Source organism: Lyngbya sp. CCY1209 (genome assembly GCF_055795065.1).
Genome location: NZ_JAYFER010000700.1, coordinates 23,890 through 43,181, shown reverse-complemented (window position 1 = coordinate 43,181; position 19,292 = coordinate 23,890). Strand labels below are relative to the sequence as shown.

Below are 19,292 nucleotides of genomic sequence, written 5' to 3'. Positions count from 1 at the left end.
AATGGGGAATGGGGAATGGGGAATGGGGAAAAATTGATACAGAGGGCAGGCACGGAGGCACTGCCCCTACAGTTATCTGATTATGATAATGTGGTGGCAACCGTCTCTGGTTGCCGGGGCTCCCCCCCGCTTCCCCCCCGCTTCCCCAAATTTAAATCAACCCGTCCATCTGCAATTCTTCGATAATCTGCAATCCTCGGGGATCGCCGACCCGCAGTAACGAGGATTTGGCATCGTCCCGGACGCTGAGATCGTCATCTTCCTCCAGGGACTCAATTAAAGCATCGATCGCCACCGCATAAACCACGTTCGAGGGCAATTCCCGACTCAACTGGCCCAAGGACCAGGCGCAATTGCTGCGGACGGCGGCCACCTCATCCCGCCGCAGGGCCTCGATCACCGGGGGCACGGCCTTCACCACCACGTCATATCCCACCTTCGCCATCTGGCCGAGGGAACTCGCCGCCCACAGCCGCACGGCGGGAATGTCCGTTTTCAGGGCGTCCAGCAGGGTATCCAAAGCCCGGGCGTCGCGGCAGTTTCCCAGGGCCCAAACCAACCCCTTGCGGACGTAACCGTTCCAATCGCGGTTGTATTGGTCGATCAGCGGTTCCACCGCGTCGGGGCTGGGGTTTCGGCCCAAAGCGTAAGCCACGCTCACCCGCACCAGGGGGCAGGAATCCTGCAATAAATGAATCAAAGGCGCGATCGCGCGATCGTCCTGAAGTTCGCAAAACGCCCGCGCCGCAATCATCCGGTGTTGCGGTTCCGGCGATTCGAGCAACGGCAACATCTCCTCCGGATCGGGCTTCGGCGCTTCCTCCTCTTCCCAGTTGTCCAGGGGACTCTCAGCCGTCGGCTGGAAATTAATTACACTCAGTTCATCATCCTCCATATCAATCACTTTACATCAGAGCGAACGCAGATGGAATAATTAACAATTGATAATTGATAATTGATAATTGATAATTGATAGTTATCAATTCATGAGCTTTTCCCCGACTCCCCACTCCCCACTCCCTACTCCCCTGACAGGGGTTTGATCAGACTCAGGGATTGGGACTGGTAGCCCAATTTTTGATAGAGGTTGAGGGCGGGTTGGTTGTGGGTGAAGACTTGGAGGCCGATCGCGCGATCGCCCCGGTTTCTCGCCCAGGTTTCGGCGTATTGGATTAAAGCCGAACCGATGCCCCGGCGGCGGTGTTCCGGGCGGACGTAGAGGAGGAAAATGTGGGAAGTGCGATCGCCCGTCACCTGGTCGATCGCGCTTCCCATCCACAGACAGGCGATCGCGGATGGGTTGTCCCCCCGGTTCGCTTCCACCCACCACAGGGGCGTCCGGCCAGAAAAATACTGATCGACGGTCCGCGCCAGGTGGGAAAATTCCCCGTCGGGGAAGAGTTCCCGGTAGGTGCGGTTCATGAATTTGACCAATAGGGCGCGATCGTGGCCAGACCCCCGGCGGATATCGTAACCCGAAATTAAAGCCTCAGACACGGATCGACGAAACCACCCCCCGCGCCTGTTCTCCCAGATGGTTAATTAATAACCCCACCGGGGCGGGCGCCTGCAAATCTCCCGGCAGGAAAATCCGGGCGCTGACGGCCACCAAGGCCACCAAAAAGATCAGAACCACGATCAGCGGTGCGATGTACTGACGGAAAAAAGCCATATCGGAAATTTCAATGGTTGATGAGAAAAATGGGAAGATCCCGTAACAAATTGTAACGCTTTTCCGGCAATTGCGGCTCTGGGGGAGCGGAGGGGGCGGAGGGGGCGGAGGAGGCAGAGGAGGCGGAGGGGGCGGAGGGGGCAGAGGGGGCAAGTTTATATTAGATTCTGTACAAACTCCCCAATCATCTTTAGATGATTTTGGCTGTTAGCTTGGGAATTGATTCCCAAGCGGGTGTCGTTTGGGCGAGAGAATTGGGGGTGAAAAGAAACCGGGTTTCTATGAGAGTTCCTCGTTCTTAATCCGATAGTCCGCTAGAAACCCGGTTTCTAATTGGCGGTGAGATTGAGGACGAAGAAACCGGAAAGTCCAAAACAACAAAGGCGAAAAATGGTGGGTTACGGCGCCGATGAAAAGTTGTGGGTTTTTCCGAAAAATTACGGCGGCGCCTAACCCACCCTACTGGACTAGGGGGGCGAGAGAATTTGGGGTGATAAGAAACCCGGTCTGCTACACCCTAAATCAAATCCTCATCGTCCAAACCGGGGCGCGGCATGGGGAGCGATCGCGCTTTCGACAACTTTCGCAGCCAGACGCCGCCCACAACCGCCACAATTAGAGACACCCAGGCGACGGTTTGTTGCAATAGCAAAAATCCGCCCGTCGCCAATAGCGTCCCCAACAATAACAAAATCGACGCGAGGACTTTTTGCAAATCCAATTCCAAATCCTGGGCAGGAGATAAACCCGTCTTCACCCGCTGCCGCCGCCAACCTGGTCCCCCCGGTCGCGCCCGTTCGTAGAAAGTTTCCAGGGTATCTTCCGACTCCGGCGCCGTCAGCAGCAGCACCGCCACCCACAGCAGCGTCACGCTGGCGGTGATGAATATGATCCGCCAACCGAAATCCTCGATTTTGAACCCGGGGGAAAGACTCGTCAGCATCCCCACCAAAAAGCTGCCGACGATCGCACTTAACTCCGCCGCCGCGTTCACCCGCCACCAGAACCACCGCAGGATCAGCACCAACCCGGAACCCGTTCCAATGGCAATTACCAAACGAAATACCGTCGCCACGTCCGTCGCCAAAAATGCCGCGATCGCCCCCAAAACCGTCACCAGAACCGACGAAAGCCGCCCCACCAATACCAACTCCCCCTGAGACGCCGCCGGGTTCGCAAACCGCAAATACAGGTCGTTGGTGATGAACGACGCCCCCCAGTTGATGGAAGTCGAAACCGTGCTCATGAACGCCGCCAGCAGCGACGCCGCCACCACCCCCAAAACCCCCACGGGGAGAAAGTCCAGCATCAATTTCGGATAGCCCAATTCTTTATCTGCCAAATCAGGATAAAGAACAATAGAAGCCAGGGCGACCAAAATCCAGGGCCAGGTGCGGATCACATAGTGCATGATATTGAACGTCCAGGCCGCCTTTTCCGCGTCCGCCTCATTTTTCGCCGCCGCGAACCGCTGCACAAATTCCCCGCCGCCGTCACTCCGTCGCCAGGACCACCATTGAATAAAGATATAGGCGAAAAAGGTGCTCGCCGTAATTCCGGCGGTTTTGCTGAAGGAAATCCACCCGTTTTCTCCCCCCACCGTCAGGGGTAAAAGGGAGAGGATATCTTTGTCGGGGGAGGCGAGGGGAACTTGTTCCACCAAGGCATCAATGCCCCCCACACTTCCCAGGGCGAAAGCCGCCACCACAACGGCGCCGAATAATGCCAGAAAAAACTGGAAAAAATCCGTCGCCACCACCCCCCAAAGTCCGGCTAAACCCGCGTAAATCAACACAAAAATGCTGACGCCGATCACGCTGAACAGTTTCAGGTTATTATCCCCCGCCTCGATACCCAAACTCTGCCAAATTTCCAGGGCATCCACCACCTTCACCATCGCCAACATCGCGTAGCCGATCGCGATACAATTCATGGGAACGGCAAAAATAAACGCCTTCACCCCCCGCAGGATCGCCCCCATCCGGCCCCCGTAGCGGAGTTCCGTCAGTTCGGCATCGGTGAGCACTTCCGATCGCCGCCACATCCTGGCGAAAATGTAGATCATGATCACATGGGAGATGCCGAAGGTCCACCACTCCCAGTTGCCGGCGATGCCGCGGTTGGCGACGACGCCGGTGATGTAGAGGGGGGTGTCGATGGAAAACGTCGTCGCCGCCATGCTGATGCCAGCCAGCCACCAGGGCAGCGATCGCCCCGAGACGAAGAAATCGGCCAGACTTTTCGACCCCTTCCGCGACAGGTACAGCCCCATCGCCATCGTCAAAATCAGGTAAATCAGGACAATCAGCCAGTCGATCGGATGCATGAATTGAAGTTTCCGGAGTTTGGGGGATCTATCATACTTTGCCCGGTCCGATCTCGTCTAGCCGCCGCTCCGCGTTTCTCGGGGAAGATCCGGAAAGATCCGGCGGCGATCTGAAAAGTTGTCAAAACGGTAATTATGCTGTTATCTTGCAAGTGTAATCCGTTGGAGATGAGTCCTCGAATTGGCTGCATTCTACACACTTATTTTGAAGGGCGGTTGACGGTCGGATCGGAACCCTTGGGAGCGATCGCCGGACTCACCTCACGACCGGAGCTATGGGTGCATTGTATGGCGATCGCCAGGACGGTCGGGACATCTGAAAATCCCCAAACCTCCCCATGACGGACAGTGGAGCGAAAGCCGATGGCTGAAAGTTGACTGCCGATTGCTATATCAACCCCCAAAATTGACAAAATTCGATCCGTTCGTTCCCCATGTTCGGGTGGATATCCAGGCGGAGATAGATGTTATGGTGACAAATTCGCAGATCGGGAAATACGGGTTGGGGGAGCAACTGTTTCAATATGCCGTTTTGAAACGGATCGCCTTACAGAGGCATTACCGGTTGCGACTCAACGTATCCCACAAAAATTTCTTGTTGTCAGAATTTAAGATCGGAAATTATGAAATTATCACCCCGGAGGAGGCAGAAAAAATTACCAATTTATATCAAGAAAAACACTTTCACTTTGACCCCGGCGTATTAGCCGTACCTTTCGATACCGACCTGCGCGGTCACTTTCAATCCGAGAAGTATTTCCGACCGATCGCCGACATCATTAGAAAAGAACTGACCTGCCAAAATCAAGCCATTACTGAAACCGTTAATCATTTCACAAATCGGCTGAGGATAGATGGGTCTGAATTGATTTCAATTTATGTAAAACGGGGCAATCTTTTGTTAGATAAAAGTCTGGAGATTGACACTTCACCGGGCTGCAATTATTATCGAAAGGCGATGGATTATTTTCAAAAAAATGGCGATCGCCCGATCTTCGTTATCTGTTCGGACGATCTCGAATGGTGCCGCCAGAATTTCCAACATCCAAACGTCGTCTATTCGCCCTTCGCGACGGAACTGGAAAATTTGGAATTGATGCGGAGCTGCGATCGCAATATCATCGCCAATAACGCCCTCAGTTGGTGGGGGGCTTGGCTCAACGACAGTCCTCAAAAACAGGCGATCGCCCCCAAGCAGTGGTTCGGACTCGGCCTGCGCCGGTTGGGGATTCCCTTATCCCTGAAACTGCCCGACTCGACCCAAGATTTGATCCCGAAAAGCTGGATCACAATCTGAGATCCGGGATTTGATATTAACTCACTTTCACCTCGTCGGCAAAACTCGCCCAGCGCACGAATTCAAACGGTCCGGCGATGGAACCCCAGAGGTGTTCGTCGGTTTCCGGGTCCATGCCGCGATCGTGGCTGACGAAGCGATCGGCGTCGATTTCAAACCGGCTGTCCAGGTAGGTCCGTTTCCCCTTCCGTTCCACCATGCAGCCTTTCCCCGGTTCCACTTCCCCCTTGAACCCCGTCCCCGTCCAGTGGGTGATGAACGTGCAACCGGGCAGTTTTTGCAACTGTTCCGTCTTCATGGTTTTCAGCCGTTCCGGTTGCCGGGAGGCCCCGAAAAATTCCTCCTGGCCGGCGATCGCGTAATTTTCCACCTGGATGTGATCTCCGGCGGGAACCAGCTTCAGCACCCGCACCCGATAGGGCCGCATCAGGTCGATATCGTAGGCCTGTTCCAAATACAGGCTCAGACCGTCCGTCAGTTCCCAGGGGAGGGGACGCACGCAGACGCGGATGTGGGCGAAAAAGGGCGGATTTTCAAAGGCCTGGGCCTGGTTGCTGAAGTCGGAAGCCAGCCACCGGCCCAAGGTGAGAATATCTGTGGCGTGTGTCATGGAATGGAAAAAATTCAGTTCGCAACACTCAACCTTTCAGGATACTACAAAACAGGGTGGAGGGAGCGGGGGAGGCGGAGGAGGCAACGGTGAAGCGGAGGGAGTGGAGGAGGGCAGGCACGGAGGCAGAGCCCCTACAACTCGGGATTTAGGGAATCTAAAATCTAACATTAGGGCGCAAGCCTTGTGCCCCTACAATCTAAAATTCCCTAACTCTCCCGGAGGCGGAAGAGGAACAGCCGCGTCGGGTTGTCTGCGATCGCGATCAAACTTTGTCCGCCGTCGGGGAGCCGGGGACCCAGAGTCATGGCGGTGACGGCGGCATCGATGCCGGAGGCTGGCCAATCCAGCAGCAGTTGTTTTCGCAGGGGTTGCACTTTGGTCAGTTCTCCCCGCAAACTGGCGATGCGGGTGGTGTCGGTGGAGTCGCCGCTGAACACTTGATAAATAGCCGTTCCCAGGCCGTCGGGCGATCGCTCCAAACTCAAAAACGAGCCGCCCCGGTTGAGGGCGACGAATCCCGCCAGGTCGGTTCCGGGCGAGTTTTCATCAAAAGGATACAGGTTTTCGGAGACGAGGAAAGACGCGCGATCGGCAATCACATAATGCAGCAGGCGCACTTTTGGCGGGCGATCGCTATCTAAATCCTGCAACAGCGGGGCTTCCGGGGCGACAAATAACCGAAACGGGTCCATTCCGCCGGCACTGAAGCCGTCCGGGGCGATGGAAAGGGATTTCAGGCCCAATTTGGGTTGCAGCCCTTGTTCGGCATCTTCCCGGGGAAAATAGGTGGGGGGGAGGGGGACGTCGTTTTTGAGTTGTCCGGTTTCCAGGTCGTATTCTCCCACCCGGAAGGGGCGATCGGGTTCGTCGGTGGCGGCGGCCACAAAGACGGATTTTCGGGGGGAAAAGACGATGCTGCGGGGATGGACGGCGAGGGGCTCGCCGGTGGATTCCCGCAAAATGGTGGTGTCTTCAAGGGCGATCTCGGAGATGTCGTCCCCGTCCCCAAATTCCAGCCGCAGGGTATAAAATTCCGGATCGCTGGCCGCCAACCCGTAGAAGCGAATTCCTTTGTCGGCGGGTTCTCCGTAGCCACTAATCTCGTAGGTGAGATCCGAAATGGGTTTGTCTTCCGGTAACTGGTAGTCCCCCAGATACTCCAGGGACAAGTCCAGAAACATTCGTTGCTCGGCGGAGACTTGGGGGATGTCGCAACCCGTCAGGAGAGTCAGCAAAAGGGCGGTGCACAGGGCGATCGCTCCCCGGAGGCACGGGAACGGGCTAACTTTAGCATATGGCTGAAATTTACCATATTTTCGATCAACTGTCAAGATTTGACTCCTTTTTTTTACAATTTCCTAATCTTAATTTAAGGGTTTTGGGGCGCGAGATTGCATCCGCAACGCTTTGCGATCGCACCTTTTTAAATTTGACAAAACTCGAACAATCGATCGCTCGTCCTGTCGGAGTCGTCGAGGGGGATGGTGAAGTCCGTCATCATTTTAGGTTGAAGGATTGTAATCGAATTCGATCCAATTATACTATGGGAGTGCATTGGGAGGTCAAAAAAATTTTCCCCCGAGGCACGGAGGAACGAGTCGATGTCGATCGTTCCGAATCTCAATGTTACTATATCTCTTTTTTGGGATGGCGTGGGAGGCACCGAAGGTGAAACAAAAAGCGATCGCACTTTTTCAGCAATATCGATGCGACATGATTTTACTCGTCTCTCTGCTGATCGCCGGAATTAAGCTGGTTTTAAATATCGATCGCGTCAGCGATTTGCGGATGTTCGACGAGACGATATATTTGGCTTCCGGCTTGCAGTTGATCGAAGACGGACTCCCCGATCCGCAGTGGGGGCCGCTTTATGGAGTGTGGTATTTTCTATTATCAAGATTGACATCCGATCCCGTCAATCTGCATTTTTTTAATCAGCAAGTTTTGCCGATCACAATTGTCATCGCACTCTATCTCTATTTGCGGACGCTGGCGGTTTCTCCGGCAATCTCCCTCGCCGCGTCCGGTTTATTTTTGATATCGGATATTTTGGAAATCGATCCCCGTCCCACCCATTTCGCACTGCTGATTTTACTGATAACTTTGATTGTCGCCACTCCGACTCGAACCGCGATCGCCTATTTATCCCGTCTGGGCATCGGGGTTTTATTGATGTCCTACGTCCGTCCGGAATATACGCTGTCGGTGGTTCTGATTTTGGCGATCGCTATTTATGAACTGATCTACAGTTTCAAAACACCCGTCAATCGAAAACGCAATTTTTCCGAAATCGGCTTATTCTTGTTGTCCGCCATATTATTACTAATTTTGATTGGCAATCCCCTGGCAGGCGGACGCAGTTGGTTTGCCTTCAGCCAGCATTTTTCCCTTAATTGGGCGGCTTGGAACCATCTCACGTTAAATCCTTGGGATCATCATGTCGATTGGATTCCCATTCTGTTTGACGGTGCGGATAACCTCGCCGAAGCCTTTGGGAATTCCCCGGTTTTATTCGTCCGCCACATTCTCGCCAATTTGAATCGATATCTCAACACATCCATCGCCATCCTCTTTGTCTCTTTTCAATCCTTCGGTTGGAGTTCGGTTTTTGTCGATAAACTGATTTTTGCCGAAATCGTTCTGTTGGCGTTTATCTGTCGGCGCATCTTTCAAAAAAGAACTCGAATTATTCAGAATTTGGATCGGAAACAGTGGCGGCGTTTGACTGTCACCGCTGCGGTTCTTTTTCTGGCGATTTTTCCGTCGGCAATTCTGATTTATCCGCGATCGCACTATTTAATTATTCAGGGTGCATTTTTGTCGATCATCTTGGCTGTCTTATTCGATGCCAGCATCGCCACATCCCCACGACAACACTTGAGGATCGATCGGGCGATCGCAGCGGGAAGCATTCTGATTCTGTTGACTCCGAATCTGGCGTTCGGGTGGTGTATCGCCTACGACTGGTGCGGCATTCCCCGCCACTTTGGTTCGGTAGAACTTCCCCACCAAAACACCGTCAATTTTATCCGAAATTTGAACATCGAAACCCCCGTCAAACTGCTGGATGCCGACGGCGGTTTCGCCACCTATTTGGGGGACAACTACACTGGGGTTTTGCCGTGGGACAAATCCCGCGATCGCACCATCGACGAATTTCTACAAAACAATCAAGCCGACGCCATATTGGTGACACCGACACTGACGGGACATCCCAACTTTCGGGGCGATCGGCAATTCCAGGATTTACTCAAAAATCCCCGATCCCGAGGATTTATCGAATATCTAATCCCCCAAACCCAATTTCGCTTCCTCCTCAAACAAAAAGAATAATATCTCTCTGTGTCCTCCGTGTCTGGAGTGGTTAATTTAATAATTTAAAAACCCGATTTCCAGGACAATCCTAGAAATCGGGTTAGAGGGAAAATTGAATTGATGCCAGATGCCAAAAATTAGGATTTCACACTCAAACCGGCTTGGGCTTGAACGTAATCCGCCAATTCGATGGGGACGGCTTTAGCTTGCCAGATTTCCTCGCAATATTCGCGGATGGCGCGATCAGAGGAAAACTTGCCGCTGCGGGCGGTATTCAGGATGGACATCCGCAGCCACAAATCGCGATCGCGCCACACTTGAGACACCCGATCCTGGCAGTCGATATAAGCCTGATAATCGGCGAATAGCATATACTGATCTTGGTGCAACAAGGAATCCACCAACGGTTGAAAGAGGGTGCTATCCCCGTCGGAAAAATAGCCGGAACTGATCGCGTCGATAACCGCCTTCAATTGGGGATTGCCATAATAGTAATCCCAGGGATTGTAACCCTCGGCTTTGCGTTGGTAAACCTCCTCGGCTGTCAAACCGAACAGGAAGAAATTCTCCTCCCCGACCTCTTCGCGGATCTCGATATTCGCCCCGTCCAGCGTTCCGATCGTTAGGGCGCCGTTGAGGGAAAACTTCATATTTCCCGTGCCGGACGCCTCCTTTCCGGCGGTGGAAATTTGTTCGGACAGGTCGGCGGCGGGATACACCATCTGGCTGTTGGTGACGTTGTAATCGGGGATAAAGACAACTTTCAGGCGATCGCGGACGTCCGGATCGTTGTTCACCACCTCACCCACCGAGTTGATCAGTTTGATGACCAATTTTGCCATAAAATAACCCGGCGCCGCCTTGCCGCCAAAAATAAACGTGCGGGGGGCAATATTAATGTCGGGGTCTTCTTTGATGCGGTTGTAGAGGGTGATAATGTGCAGGACGTTGAGATGTTGGCGCTTGTACTCGTGGATGCGCTTCACCTGAATGTCAAACAGGGATTCGGGGTTCACCGTCACGCCGACTTTCTGTCGGATGCGATTCGCGAGATCTCCCTTGATCTCCAATTTAATCTGTCCCCAGCGATCGCGAAATTCCGGATCGTCAACCAACCCTTCCAACTTCCGCAATTCGTCCAAATGGGTAATCCAATTGTCGCCAATTTTATCGGAAATCAACTGAGTTAAACGGGGGTTATTTTCCACGATCCAGCGGCGGGGCGTAACACCGTTGGTTTTGTTGCTGAATTTCTCCGGAAACAGTTCGTAAAAATCTCGCAGCGTGTCCTGTTTTAACAGTTCGGTGTGGAGCTCCGCCACCCCGTTGATGGCGTGGCTTCCCAGGCCGGCGAGGTTCGCCATCCGAATGTAGCGTTCCCCGGCTTCATCGATGAGGGACAGCCGCGAAATTTTGCCACCGTCGCGGCCGTTTGTATTTTGCAACTCTTCCAAAAATCGGCGGTTGATTTCGTAGATAATTTCTAAGTGGCGGGGCAGGAGGCTTCCGAACAGACCCACCGGCCATTTTTCCAACGCTTCCGGCAACAAAGTGTGGTTGGTATAGGCGAAGGTTTTCTGGGTAATTTCCCAGGCTTTATTCCAGGGTATCCCTTGTTCGTCCACCAACAAACGCATCAGTTCCGCCACGCCGATGGAGGGGTGGGTGTCGTTGAGTTGGACGGCGAATTTTTCGTGGAATGTTTCCAAGCTGCCGCCGGACTGCAAATGGAAACGGATCATGTCCTGTAAGGAACAGGAAACAAAGAAAAATTGCTGTTCGAGTCGCAGTTGTTTTCCCTGGAGGGGTTCGTCGTTGGGATAGAGAACTTTGGTGATATTTTCGGAGACGACTTTTTGATCGACGGCCCCGTAGTAATCCCCCAAATTGAAGGCTTGGAAATTGAACGATTCGGGCGCCTCGGCTTTCCACAGGCGCAGGGTGTTGACGGTGTTGACTTTGTAGCCGGTGATGGGGGTGTCGTAGGGGATTCCTTTGACAACTTGGTGGGGAATCCAGCGGACTCGGTACTCACCCGTTTCGTCGGTGTAACTTTCGGTGTAGCCGCCGAATTTCACTTTCACCGCCGCTTCCGGCCGGGCGATTTCCCAGGGGTTGCCATTTTGCAGCCATTTGTCCGTAATTTCGACTTGCCAGCCGTCTTTAATTTCCTGGTCAAAAATGCCGAATTCGTAGCGGATGCCGTAACCGATCGCCGGAACTTCCAAGGTGGAGAGGGAGTCCATGTAGCAAGCCGCCAGACGCCCCAAACCGCCGTTGCCCAACCCCGGTTCTTCTTCTTGTTCGACTAATTCTTGAAAGTTCAAACCGGAGGCTTCGACGGCTTGACGGACGGGCTCGTAAATTCCCAAGTTGGTGAGATTATTAACCAAGTGAGGGCCGAGGAGAAATTCCGCCGACAGGTAACAGACGACTTTCACGTCGGATTTGAGGGTCGCCGTGCGGACGGTATTCAGCCACCGCTGCAACAGACGATCGCGGACGGTGTAAGATAAGGCCAGGTAGAAGTCATTCAGGGTGGCAATTTCCGGATATTTTCCCTGGATATAAAACAGGTTATCTGCAAAAGCACGCCGCAGAGTTTCGATGTCCAATCCCGTGCGATCGTCTTCGATGGTAATGTTTCCGAAGGCCGGTTGTTCCTGTGGAGTTATGGTCATGGCTGGTTCCCACCTTTTAAATAATCGTTTCCATGTTGACATCAAGTCTTGCCCCTCCGAAATTTAATGGATTGTCCGGTTACACTTTCCTGAGTGTAGGTCGATTGACGGATCGGACAACTCAAGTCTTCAGTAGGGTAACGCTGTCAAGTTAAGGTTAGCTAAAAATTCGGTTAAAATGGAACAAGTTTTGATTTTTTTTATAAATTCAACCGGAAAAGGACTCCCCGTCCCCCACCCCCGGATCGCCACTGTATCAAATTGGCCAGAATTTGAACTCGAAAGTCTGAATTTTGTCCCGTCTGAACGTCCGTTCCGGGACTAAATGGGCGGATCTTTTTGGGGTCGAATTCTTGCCTTTAAAGATTGAGATCTGCACGGTTTTTTTTCCCCTCGTAAACGCCGATCAATAAAACCGCAACGACCAAGGGGAAAAAATAGTAGATTCCTCGAAAAACTAGCAGCAGGCTAAACAACGTCGTTTTTTTTATCGCGGGAGTCAGAGACAAAAGGAAGACGGTTTCAAAGACACCTAATCCTCCCGGAACGGTACTGAGTAAACCGGCGACCATCGCCAGCATATAGATGCCGAAAAATTGCGGATATGATAGGTTATATTGTCGGGGTAATAGCAGATAAAGTGCGGCGGCTGCAAAGCCCCAATCGAGTGTAAAAACTACAATCTGTCCGAGGGCGAGTTTGAGGGAGGGAAAGCGAAATGAGAGCGATCGCAGCCGCAACGGCGATGGGTGCAGCCCACAAATTCCTAAATAAAGTCCCGTCAATAAAAGAAAGGTAATTCCCCCAATTCGCAGAGAGTCAAATGGCAGGTCTAATTGGGAGGGGAGGATGAGGGGTTCGATTAAAAATACCCCACCGCCGATCGCACAAATTCCCACCCACAGGCTGAGGTTTGAAAAGACGATCACCTGGGCAATTTTGAGGGTTGATATTCCCCAACTTGAATAGAAACGATAACGGATCGCACCGCCACTCAATGCGGCGAAACCGATACTGGGACTGACGGCATAGGCGATCAAGCTGGCAAAGGCAATTTTAGCGCGAGATAGGGGTTGTTTGATGTAAGCAAAAGCCAGGATATCATAACAAGCGATCGCCCCGTAACTGATCACCGTAAAACCAACCGTCCCCAGCAGGGTATGGGGATCGAATTGCCGGAGATTGATCCAAATTTTACGATAATCTTGGGCTTGTAATTCTCGCAATATCGCGACGATAGCGAGACTAAAAATTACCAATCCAAGGAGGGAAAATAAACGGCGTATAATTGGAGAATTTGATGGAGGCATTAATGAAGCAGCAGATTCACGCTCGGATCGGCTGAAATGGAATCAAAGGCGATCGCACCTTACCATCATAGCATCGCCGTTCGGATTGTGAAGCGATCAAGGGCTGTCCGTCAACTTGCGTTGCCAATGATCAGATCGTAGATGAAAACGATTTCCGAACCCATGAGAGCGATCGCCCCGCCGGAGATGCGCCGATTTTGAAAAGGGATCTGAATCTGTTGTAAGATGATCGATCAGTTACCATTGGGTGATCGCCATCACATCGAGCTATGACCGCAAGCGACAAAATCAAGCCGGACTGGGCGGGGGAAGACCTGCTTTCCCGTTTCGTCAACCTCCTGATTCAAACGAAGCCGATTTATGCCCTCATGAAGCAACAGGCGAGACGGGTACTGATCAAAACAGCCGAAAAAAAGGGCATCCCCTGGCGGGACAATTCTCGCCAACTGGAAGCCTCCGACGCCGCCGAGTTGTTCGACACGATCGCCGATCCGAATTGGGTTTATCCCGACTATTATCAACTGCCCTTCCACGCCTATGACCAGGGGAATTTGTGCTGGAAAGCCGCCTTCGAGGCGGAGTCCGCCACCTACGCGATGGCGTTGCGGGTATGGCCCGGGGAAGAGTTGACTTGGGAGGCGGCACAGGAACGGTTGCGATCGAGTTTTCACCAAGTGTTAGAAACCTACAGCCCCCACCCAGTCCGGGATGTGTTAGACCTGGGGTGCTCGGTGGGCATTTCGACGCGGTGGCTGCACCGATTTTATCAAAATCGACAAGAAACCCCCGTGCGGACGGTGGGTTTGGATTTGTCGCCCTATATGTTATCGGTGGCAAAGTTCCGAGATTCTCAAGGGGAAATCGCCGAATGGAAGCACGGGAACGCAGAAAAAATGGACTTTCCCGACGAGTCCTTCGACGTAGTGACGTTGCAGTTTTTAATTCACGAATTGCCCCGGACGGCGACGCGGGAAATCTTCCGAGAAACCGGGCGAGTTTTGCGTCCCGGCGGCTGTCTGGCCATCGTTGACAATAATCCCAAGTCCCCGGTGATTCAAAATTTGCCCCCCGTCCTCTTTACCCTGATGAAAAGTACGGAACCTTGGACCGACGATTTTTACACCTTCGACGTGGAGGCGGCTTTGCAAGAGGTCGGATTTGACTACAAAACCACCGTCGCCAGCGATCGCCGCCACCGCACGATTATCGCTCTCAAGCCGAAACATTAAAATTTTGTTAAAATTTTGCAAAATTTCGACTTTTTTTTGGCGATCGCTTGCCTTTTCCGAAAAATTTTGATATGCTTTTTATATAATGGGAATATTTGCAAAATTTTTATTTGTGTTACCACTCCCATTGTGGAAGCTTATGTCAATATTCTACCCCCCGCCCCGGCCACCTGTCAACCCCTTTTCCCGACAAAAATCGATCGCGATGGGGGAGTCACGTCAGTCGCTTCGGGAATCGAGGATCGGGGAAGCCTCAATAATTATCAATTCTCAATTATCAATTCTTCCCCGCCCCTCATTTTTCGACCCAAACAGACTAGGATTTATTACCCAAAATCTGTTGCCTGAAAGCGTTAACTTCATCGACCAACTCTTGGCGGGTCGAGGCTTTGAGAAGGTAGCGGTAAACGAACCAGGCGGCGTATCCCATGCCGATCAACTCAAAAGTCGGAGCCAGCAGGGGGATGTCATTCAGGGCATCGACCACCGCAAACAGCACCTTGACCGTGACGATCGCCGCCACGATCAAGAGGACCGTAATAATGGGTCTTTGGTACTCTCCAAAAAAGCGAGAAACATAGCCCGGAAGTTCCGATAAAAAGACCACAACTTTTTGTTTGATCTCTTCAAATTGATCCGTTGCCGGTGCCGTTTCGGAGGCGGGGGTCATCGTCCCCCCCGCTTCCGTACTCGCGTCAATTGGGGTCGTCGTGGGGTCGGGACTCTGGGTGGGTTCTACCATGTTTGAACTCCTTACACTTCATTACAATTACAGTGCCATGATCAGACGGCTACCGAGGTATCCGGCTATCAGTAGAGACAAGAGTAGCAGTCTTGTAGCCATCGCCGCCACTGATTTTCGTCAAACGTAAAGTTCCGGACAACCTCAGCAGTCCAGGGGCAAACCGCACCGTTCCAGGGTATCGCCATCTTCCAACAGATCGGGTGTGGGCCGGTCTACTTGAATTTTTCCGTCCCCCAAAACCAGCGATCGCCCCGTGACCCGCCCCACCCAGCGGAGATCGTGGGAGGCGATCAGCAGGACTTGCACCGGCAAATCCTGCAAAATTTCGGCCAGGTGCCGCCGCCACCAGGGATCGAGGCCGTTGGTGGGTTCGTCGAGGATCAGGACCGACGGATTCAGGGCCAAAATCGTCGCCAAGGTCGCCAACCGTTTCTGGCCCCCCGAGAGTTCGTGGACGGAACGGCGGGCGCATTGGGTCAGTCCGAATTGGGCCAGCAGGCGATCGGCGCGATCGGCCGCTTCGGCAGGGGGGACGCCGTAATTGCACGGCCCGAACATGACATCATCAAAAATCGTGGGCATGAACAGTTGGTCGTCGGGATCTTGGAAGGCGAAGCCGATCTGGCGGCGGACCTCGGAGAGGGTGTCGGGTTTCAGGGGGGTTCCCCCGATCCAAATCTGTCCTTCCTGCGGCCGTTTCAACCCGATCAAATTTTCCATCAGGGTGCTTTTTCCGGTTCCCGTCGGCCCAAGGAGGGCGATGCGCTCTCCCGGCGTGAGGTCAAAAGAAATGCCTCGGAGGATAGGAGTTTCGGGGGAATAGCCGAAGACGAGATCCCGAACCGCAACGCCAATTCTCTCCGGGGGGTGGGTTCGCGTCATGGGAGCGTAACAATCGAGTGGGTGAGAGGGGGTGGGGCTCAACGTTCCAGATCCTTCAGGTGAATATCTCAAAACCGACAAATCCCGCCGCCAGACCGATACAGGTCCCGAAGGCGATCGCGCTGGGGCCGTCGGGGAAAAGTCGCAGGCGCCCGTCGGCTTCGGATGCCGTTCCGTAGCCCCGCAGTTGCATGGCCTTGTAAACTTGCTCGGACTGCTGGTAGCTGCGGATCAGCAGGCTGCCGGCCAGGGCCGCGTAGACTTGCAAATTCCGCCGACTGAGTTGCCGGGGTCGGAAGCCCCGCAGGACGGTGGCCCGCCGCATCATTTGAAATTGGTGGCCCAGCTCGAAGATATATCGGTAAGATATCAGCAGCATATCGGCCAAAATCGGGGATAAGCCCAGCGATCGCATTGCTTTAATCAGTGTCAGAAACGAGCTGCTTCCCAACAAAACGACGCCGACCGTAAAAATTGCCAAAAACCGGCTGGCGATCAGCAATACAGCCAAAGACCCCTCCCGCCACACCGTCACCGGCCCCCAGGTCCACAGGGGAGTTTGGCCGGAGAAAAAGGGCAGCAGGGCCACGACCCCGAGCAGAAATAGGCCGGGATATTGCAGCCGGGAGGCCAAAAAGGAGAAGGGCAATTTGGAGAGCAGGTAGAGGGCGATCGCGACGGCAAACATCGCCGGAATCAGCCGCGGCGTCTCCACGGCGGCGAAGGCGAACATCAACGCCAGCAGTCCGATCAATTTGGATTGGGGATGCCACCGATGGATGGGCGAATCGAGGTGGGCATACTCATCGAGCCTGAAATTCATTATAGGGAATCGGGAATAGGGAATAGGGAGTAGGGAGTCGTGACTTTTCAGATCGTGAGGTGTCGGATACACGTCCCTTTAGGGCGGGGAGGATGTCAACCCACCAACAATTCCGGTTTCACCCGACTCAAGAAACTGACCACCATCGCGGTAAAAACTCCTTCAATTCCCATCAGCGGGACGTGGGCGATCATCAGCCCGACGATCGCAGTCCGTTCCGTCTCGGTGTCGAAACCCGAGGGCAAGTTGGTGATCACCAGGGTAAAAAAGATTGTCGCCGCCAACCCCACCCCGATCGCCCCGGACAAAAATCCGAAGACGTTCAGGGCGAGGGCGTCCCCCATGCGATCGGCGAATCGGTTTCGCAACTGAAAGAGCGCGGCTGCCACCAGGGCCGGGACTCCCATGATCGTGGCGTTCACCCCCAAGGTGGTGAGTCCGCCGTGTCCGAACACGATCGCCTGGAAGATCAACCCGATCAGGATGGCAGGAAAGGCGTAGCAGCCCAAAACCGCCCCCAACAAGCCGTTGAGCACCAGGTGGACGCTGGCGGGGGGGATGGGGATGTGCAGGGAGGAGGCAACGAAGAACGCCGCCGTCAGCAAAGACGCTTTCGGAATGCCTTCGGTGGGGTTATTTTGTCGGTTGATTTGTCGGAGGGAATACCAGGTCGCCAAACCGGTGATTCCGTAACCGGCGATACAGATTTGGGCGGGGAGAATCCCCTCGGAAATATGCATAAAACTTCGCAAGTCAAAAGTCAAACGTCAAACGTCAAACGTCAAAAGTCTTACCGATCGAGAAGAGAGAAACGGTTTTCTCACGGCTCAAAAGGAGAGGCCTTTGACCCGATTTGTCGGCGGTGCGGATCGGAGCCCGCGTCAACCTTCCGATTCCTGACTCCTCACCGACCGGGTTTCGCCCGGTTTGGAGGGGGCGGGTTTGAACCGCGAAAAGAACAGGGCCGTCCCCACAAATCCCCAGATTACCGCCGCGGCCGTGACCCAGGTTTGTAGGGAATTTGATTGTAATGAAGAATTCGGCGCGATCGCATCGGTCCGGGAGCGGGTATCCCCCGCCGCTTCCGCACCGGCGGCCGGACCCACGGGGACGGCGATCAGGTCGCCGTGTCCCGCCTGACGGACCTTGACTTCCCACAACCCGCTTTTGTCGGGGTCGGGAATGAAGACGAACCGGCCCCGGCTGTCGGTGAGTCCGGTTTTCCAGGGCTCGGCCGGGTTGTCGGGGCTGTAGACGCTAACTTGGGCGTCGGCCATCGGCGTCCCCGAGTCGTAGCGGGCCTCGATCTCGACGGCCGAGGTCTTTTGATATTCGATGTTGGCCCCGTGGGCGATCGCCCGTTCCGGGATGCCGGCGGCTGAGAATAACAGCAACGGAAGGGCGTATTTCCATCTCACGTCTCAATCTCCTTCAAATTACGGCACTCGGGGCGATCATCTCATCCTCCCGGACTCGGGGGAGTTTCTTTAAGGTCAATTCCCAAATTCCGATCAGCCTTCTCCGCCACTCATCTGGGTTTCGGTGCAGTGGCCCTCCCCGACGTGGGCCAGGTTGGGCAGGATCTCCATCAATTGTTGATACTCGGCTTCGGAGAGTTGGGCTTGCAGGGTGTCGAGATCCGCGTCCACGCTGCCGTCAGTGGCCATCGCCGCGATGGGGTCAAATCCCAAGGCCCCCGTGTTGATTTCGTCGTCCGGGGCGGCTTGGCCGTCTCCAAACAGGTGGTCGAAGTGGAACGTGGCCTCCATTTCGGCCCGATCGCCCGGTTGCAATATCCCCTTGCGATCGTCCCCGACATAATCCCCGCAGGTGAACGCCAGTTCTTCGTTGATCTTGAGGGTGAAGGGCACGGTTTGGCCGTCTTTGGAGGCCGTCCCTTTGATTACCAACGGATAGCCCGCGGCCGGTCCTTCTGGGGCCGGAACCATTTTCCAAGACAGGGCGCTGTAACGTCCCGGAGGCGCTGGAACTTCGTTCACCAAAATAGTTTCGGCGTCCTCGTCCCCCGCCGCCAAATCCACCGTTTTGGATTCCACCAAACTGATGATCTGTTTGACTTGAGGTTCGCCCCCCGCGTCGGCATCGTAGGGCACCAGCGTCTCGTAAGCCCGGGCTTCGGCAAAGTTTACATAGAGATTCTCAAAGTCAATTTGCCACCCATCTTTGCTGACAAAACCCTTGCGGACGAAGTCCTCGCCGTTGGCCCGAAATTCCATCGTCCCCACCTCGCCGCCGACCGGTTGCGCCGCCGTCGTTTCGGGGGTTTGACTGTCGGAAACTTCCGGCTCCGAGGTCTGCGGTTGGGAGCAGCCGAACAGCGGGATCGGCCCCAACAACACCCAAGTTGCGATTGTGACCCAATGTTTTTTCATCTCGCA

General features: G+C 54.0%; 18 protein-coding genes. 4 read left to right on the top strand and 14 right to left on the bottom strand.

Translation table 11 applies throughout. The annotated features are described in order from the left end of the window. Positions 1-151 precede the first annotated feature (151 nt). From AC0QHF_RS29085 to AC0QHF_RS29070, 4 genes are all read right to left on the bottom strand, one after another. Positions 152-895: a HEAT repeat domain-containing protein gene (locus tag AC0QHF_RS29085; protein ID WP_324707777.1), complete on the bottom strand. Its 744-nt coding sequence runs from the start codon at positions 893-895 to the stop codon at positions 152-154. Positions 896-1,020: 125 nt separating this feature from the next. Beyond that, positions 1,021-1,497 (bottom strand): GNAT family N-acetyltransferase, encoded by a 477-nt coding sequence (locus AC0QHF_RS29080; protein WP_324707776.1) that lies wholly within the window; start codon positions 1,495-1,497, stop codon positions 1,021-1,023. Further along, positions 1,490-1,672: a hypothetical protein gene (locus AC0QHF_RS29075; protein ID WP_324707775.1), complete on the bottom strand. Its 183-nt coding sequence runs from the start codon at positions 1,670-1,672 to the stop codon at positions 1,490-1,492. Before AC0QHF_RS29075 ends, AC0QHF_RS29080 begins: the two co-directional genes overlap by 8 nt. 517 nt (positions 1,673-2,189) lie before the next feature. Further along, positions 2,190-3,998, bottom strand: coding sequence for a sodium:solute symporter family protein (locus AC0QHF_RS29070; RefSeq protein WP_324707774.1), 1,809 nt, complete (start codon positions 3,996-3,998; stop codon positions 2,190-2,192). 168 nt (positions 3,999-4,166) lie between these two features. Between AC0QHF_RS29070 and AC0QHF_RS29065 the strand changes: the two genes are divergently transcribed. Both AC0QHF_RS29065 and AC0QHF_RS29060 read left to right on the top strand, forming a co-directional pair. After that, complete coding sequence (locus tag AC0QHF_RS29065) at positions 4,167-4,340, top strand: hypothetical protein (protein WP_324707773.1); 174 nt, start codon at positions 4,167-4,169, stop codon at positions 4,338-4,340. A gap of 127 nt (positions 4,341-4,467) precedes the next feature. Continuing rightward, positions 4,468-5,295 (top strand): alpha-1,2-fucosyltransferase, encoded by an 828-nt coding sequence (locus tag AC0QHF_RS29060; RefSeq protein ID WP_324707772.1) that lies wholly within the window; start codon positions 4,468-4,470, stop codon positions 5,293-5,295. Between the two features lie 16 nt (positions 5,296-5,311). Here AC0QHF_RS29060 and AC0QHF_RS29055 read toward each other — a convergent pair whose 3' ends face one another. Together AC0QHF_RS29055 and AC0QHF_RS29050 are read right to left on the bottom strand one after the other, a co-directional pair. Next, complete coding sequence (locus tag AC0QHF_RS29055) at positions 5,312-5,905, bottom strand: chromophore lyase CpcT/CpeT (protein WP_324707771.1); 594 nt, start codon at positions 5,903-5,905, stop codon at positions 5,312-5,314. A gap of 209 nt (positions 5,906-6,114) precedes the next feature. Further along, positions 6,115-7,239: an esterase-like activity of phytase family protein gene (locus AC0QHF_RS29050; RefSeq protein ID WP_324707770.1), complete on the bottom strand. Its 1,125-nt coding sequence runs from the start codon at positions 7,237-7,239 to the stop codon at positions 6,115-6,117. 292 nt (positions 7,240-7,531) lie between these two features. Between AC0QHF_RS29050 and AC0QHF_RS29045 the strand changes: the two genes are divergently transcribed. Further along, positions 7,532-9,241 (top strand): hypothetical protein, encoded by a 1,710-nt coding sequence (locus AC0QHF_RS29045; protein ID WP_324707769.1) that lies wholly within the window; start codon positions 7,532-7,534, stop codon positions 9,239-9,241. 119 nt (positions 9,242-9,360) lie between these two features. Here AC0QHF_RS29045 and AC0QHF_RS29040 read toward each other — a convergent pair whose 3' ends face one another. Further along, positions 9,361-11,904, bottom strand: a complete 2,544-nt coding sequence (locus AC0QHF_RS29040; protein WP_324707768.1) for a glycogen/starch/alpha-glucan phosphorylase — start codon at positions 11,902-11,904, stop codon at positions 9,361-9,363. A gap of 359 nt (positions 11,905-12,263) precedes the next feature. Beyond that, a complete protein-coding gene (locus tag AC0QHF_RS29035; protein ID WP_324707767.1) occupies positions 12,264-13,163 on the bottom strand; it encodes a lysylphosphatidylglycerol synthase domain-containing protein in 900 nt (299 codons plus the stop codon). A 320-nt stretch (positions 13,164-13,483) separates the two neighbouring features. Between AC0QHF_RS29035 and AC0QHF_RS29030 the strand changes: the two genes are divergently transcribed. Then, complete coding sequence (locus tag AC0QHF_RS29030) at positions 13,484-14,443, top strand: class I SAM-dependent methyltransferase (protein WP_324707766.1); 960 nt, start codon at positions 13,484-13,486, stop codon at positions 14,441-14,443. A gap of 316 nt (positions 14,444-14,759) precedes the next feature. Here the strand turns inward: AC0QHF_RS29030 and AC0QHF_RS29025 are convergent, their stop codons facing one another. The 6 genes from AC0QHF_RS29025 to AC0QHF_RS29000 all read right to left on the bottom strand — a co-directional run bounded on the left by AC0QHF_RS29025 (position 14,760) and on the right by AC0QHF_RS29000 (position 19,286). Beyond that, positions 14,760-15,185 (bottom strand): CAAD domain-containing protein, encoded by a 426-nt coding sequence (locus AC0QHF_RS29025; protein ID WP_324707765.1) that lies wholly within the window; start codon positions 15,183-15,185, stop codon positions 14,760-14,762. 144 nt (positions 15,186-15,329) lie between these two features. Further along, complete coding sequence (locus AC0QHF_RS29020) at positions 15,330-16,070, bottom strand: energy-coupling factor ABC transporter ATP-binding protein (RefSeq protein WP_324707764.1); 741 nt, start codon at positions 16,068-16,070, stop codon at positions 15,330-15,332. 55 nt (positions 16,071-16,125) lie between these two features. Beyond that, entirely contained in the window at positions 16,126-16,893 is a 768-nt protein-coding gene (gene cbiQ / locus AC0QHF_RS29015) for a cobalt ECF transporter T component CbiQ (protein ID WP_324707763.1), read from the bottom strand. A 95-nt stretch (positions 16,894-16,988) separates the two neighbouring features. Beyond that, positions 16,989-17,633 (bottom strand): cobalt transporter CbiM, encoded by a 645-nt coding sequence (cbiM, locus tag AC0QHF_RS29010; RefSeq protein ID WP_324707762.1) that lies wholly within the window; start codon positions 17,631-17,633, stop codon positions 16,989-16,991. A gap of 141 nt (positions 17,634-17,774) precedes the next feature. After that, on the bottom strand, positions 17,775-18,311 hold the full coding sequence (locus AC0QHF_RS29005; protein WP_324707761.1) for a carboxypeptidase regulatory-like domain-containing protein: 537 nt from the start codon (positions 18,309-18,311) through the stop codon (positions 17,775-17,777). 93 nt (positions 18,312-18,404) lie between these two features. Then, a complete protein-coding gene (locus AC0QHF_RS29000; RefSeq protein ID WP_324707760.1) occupies positions 18,405-19,286 on the bottom strand; it encodes a DUF4382 domain-containing protein in 882 nt (293 codons plus the stop codon). Positions 19,287-19,292: the final 6 nt, after the last annotated feature.

Coding starts and splice junctions, on each gene's coding strand:
- AC0QHF_RS29020 (WP_324707764.1), bottom strand. CDS start 16,070: ATGACGCGAACCCACCCCCCGGAGAGAATTGGCGTTGCGGTTCGGGAT.
- AC0QHF_RS29060 (WP_324707772.1), top strand. CDS start 4,468: ATGGTGACAAATTCGCAGATCGGGAAATACGGGTTGGGGGAGCAACTG.
- cbiQ (WP_324707763.1), bottom strand. CDS start 16,893: ATGAATTTCAGGCTCGATGAGTATGCCCACCTCGATTCGCCCATCCAT.
- AC0QHF_RS29055 (WP_324707771.1), bottom strand. CDS start 5,905: ATGACACACGCCACAGATATTCTCACCTTGGGCCGGTGGCTGGCTTCC.
- cbiM (WP_324707762.1), bottom strand. CDS start 17,633: ATGCATATTTCCGAGGGGATTCTCCCCGCCCAAATCTGTATCGCCGGT.
- AC0QHF_RS29030 (WP_324707766.1), top strand. CDS start 13,484: ATGACCGCAAGCGACAAAATCAAGCCGGACTGGGCGGGGGAAGACCTG.
- AC0QHF_RS29025 (WP_324707765.1), bottom strand. CDS start 15,185: ATGGTAGAACCCACCCAGAGTCCCGACCCCACGACGACCCCAATTGAC.
- AC0QHF_RS29075 (WP_324707775.1), bottom strand. CDS start 1,672: ATGGCTTTTTTCCGTCAGTACATCGCACCGCTGATCGTGGTTCTGATC.
- AC0QHF_RS29045 (WP_324707769.1), top strand. CDS start 7,532: ATGTTACTATATCTCTTTTTTGGGATGGCGTGGGAGGCACCGAAGGTG.
- AC0QHF_RS29000 (WP_324707760.1), bottom strand. CDS start 19,286: ATGAAAAAACATTGGGTCACAATCGCAACTTGGGTGTTGTTGGGGCCG.
- AC0QHF_RS29040 (WP_324707768.1), bottom strand. CDS start 11,904: ATGACCATAACTCCACAGGAACAACCGGCCTTCGGAAACATTACCATC.
- AC0QHF_RS29085 (WP_324707777.1), bottom strand. CDS start 895: ATGGAGGATGATGAACTGAGTGTAATTAATTTCCAGCCGACGGCTGAG.
- AC0QHF_RS29065 (WP_324707773.1), top strand. CDS start 4,167: ATGAGTCCTCGAATTGGCTGCATTCTACACACTTATTTTGAAGGGCGG.
- AC0QHF_RS29070 (WP_324707774.1), bottom strand. CDS start 3,998: ATGCATCCGATCGACTGGCTGATTGTCCTGATTTACCTGATTTTGACG.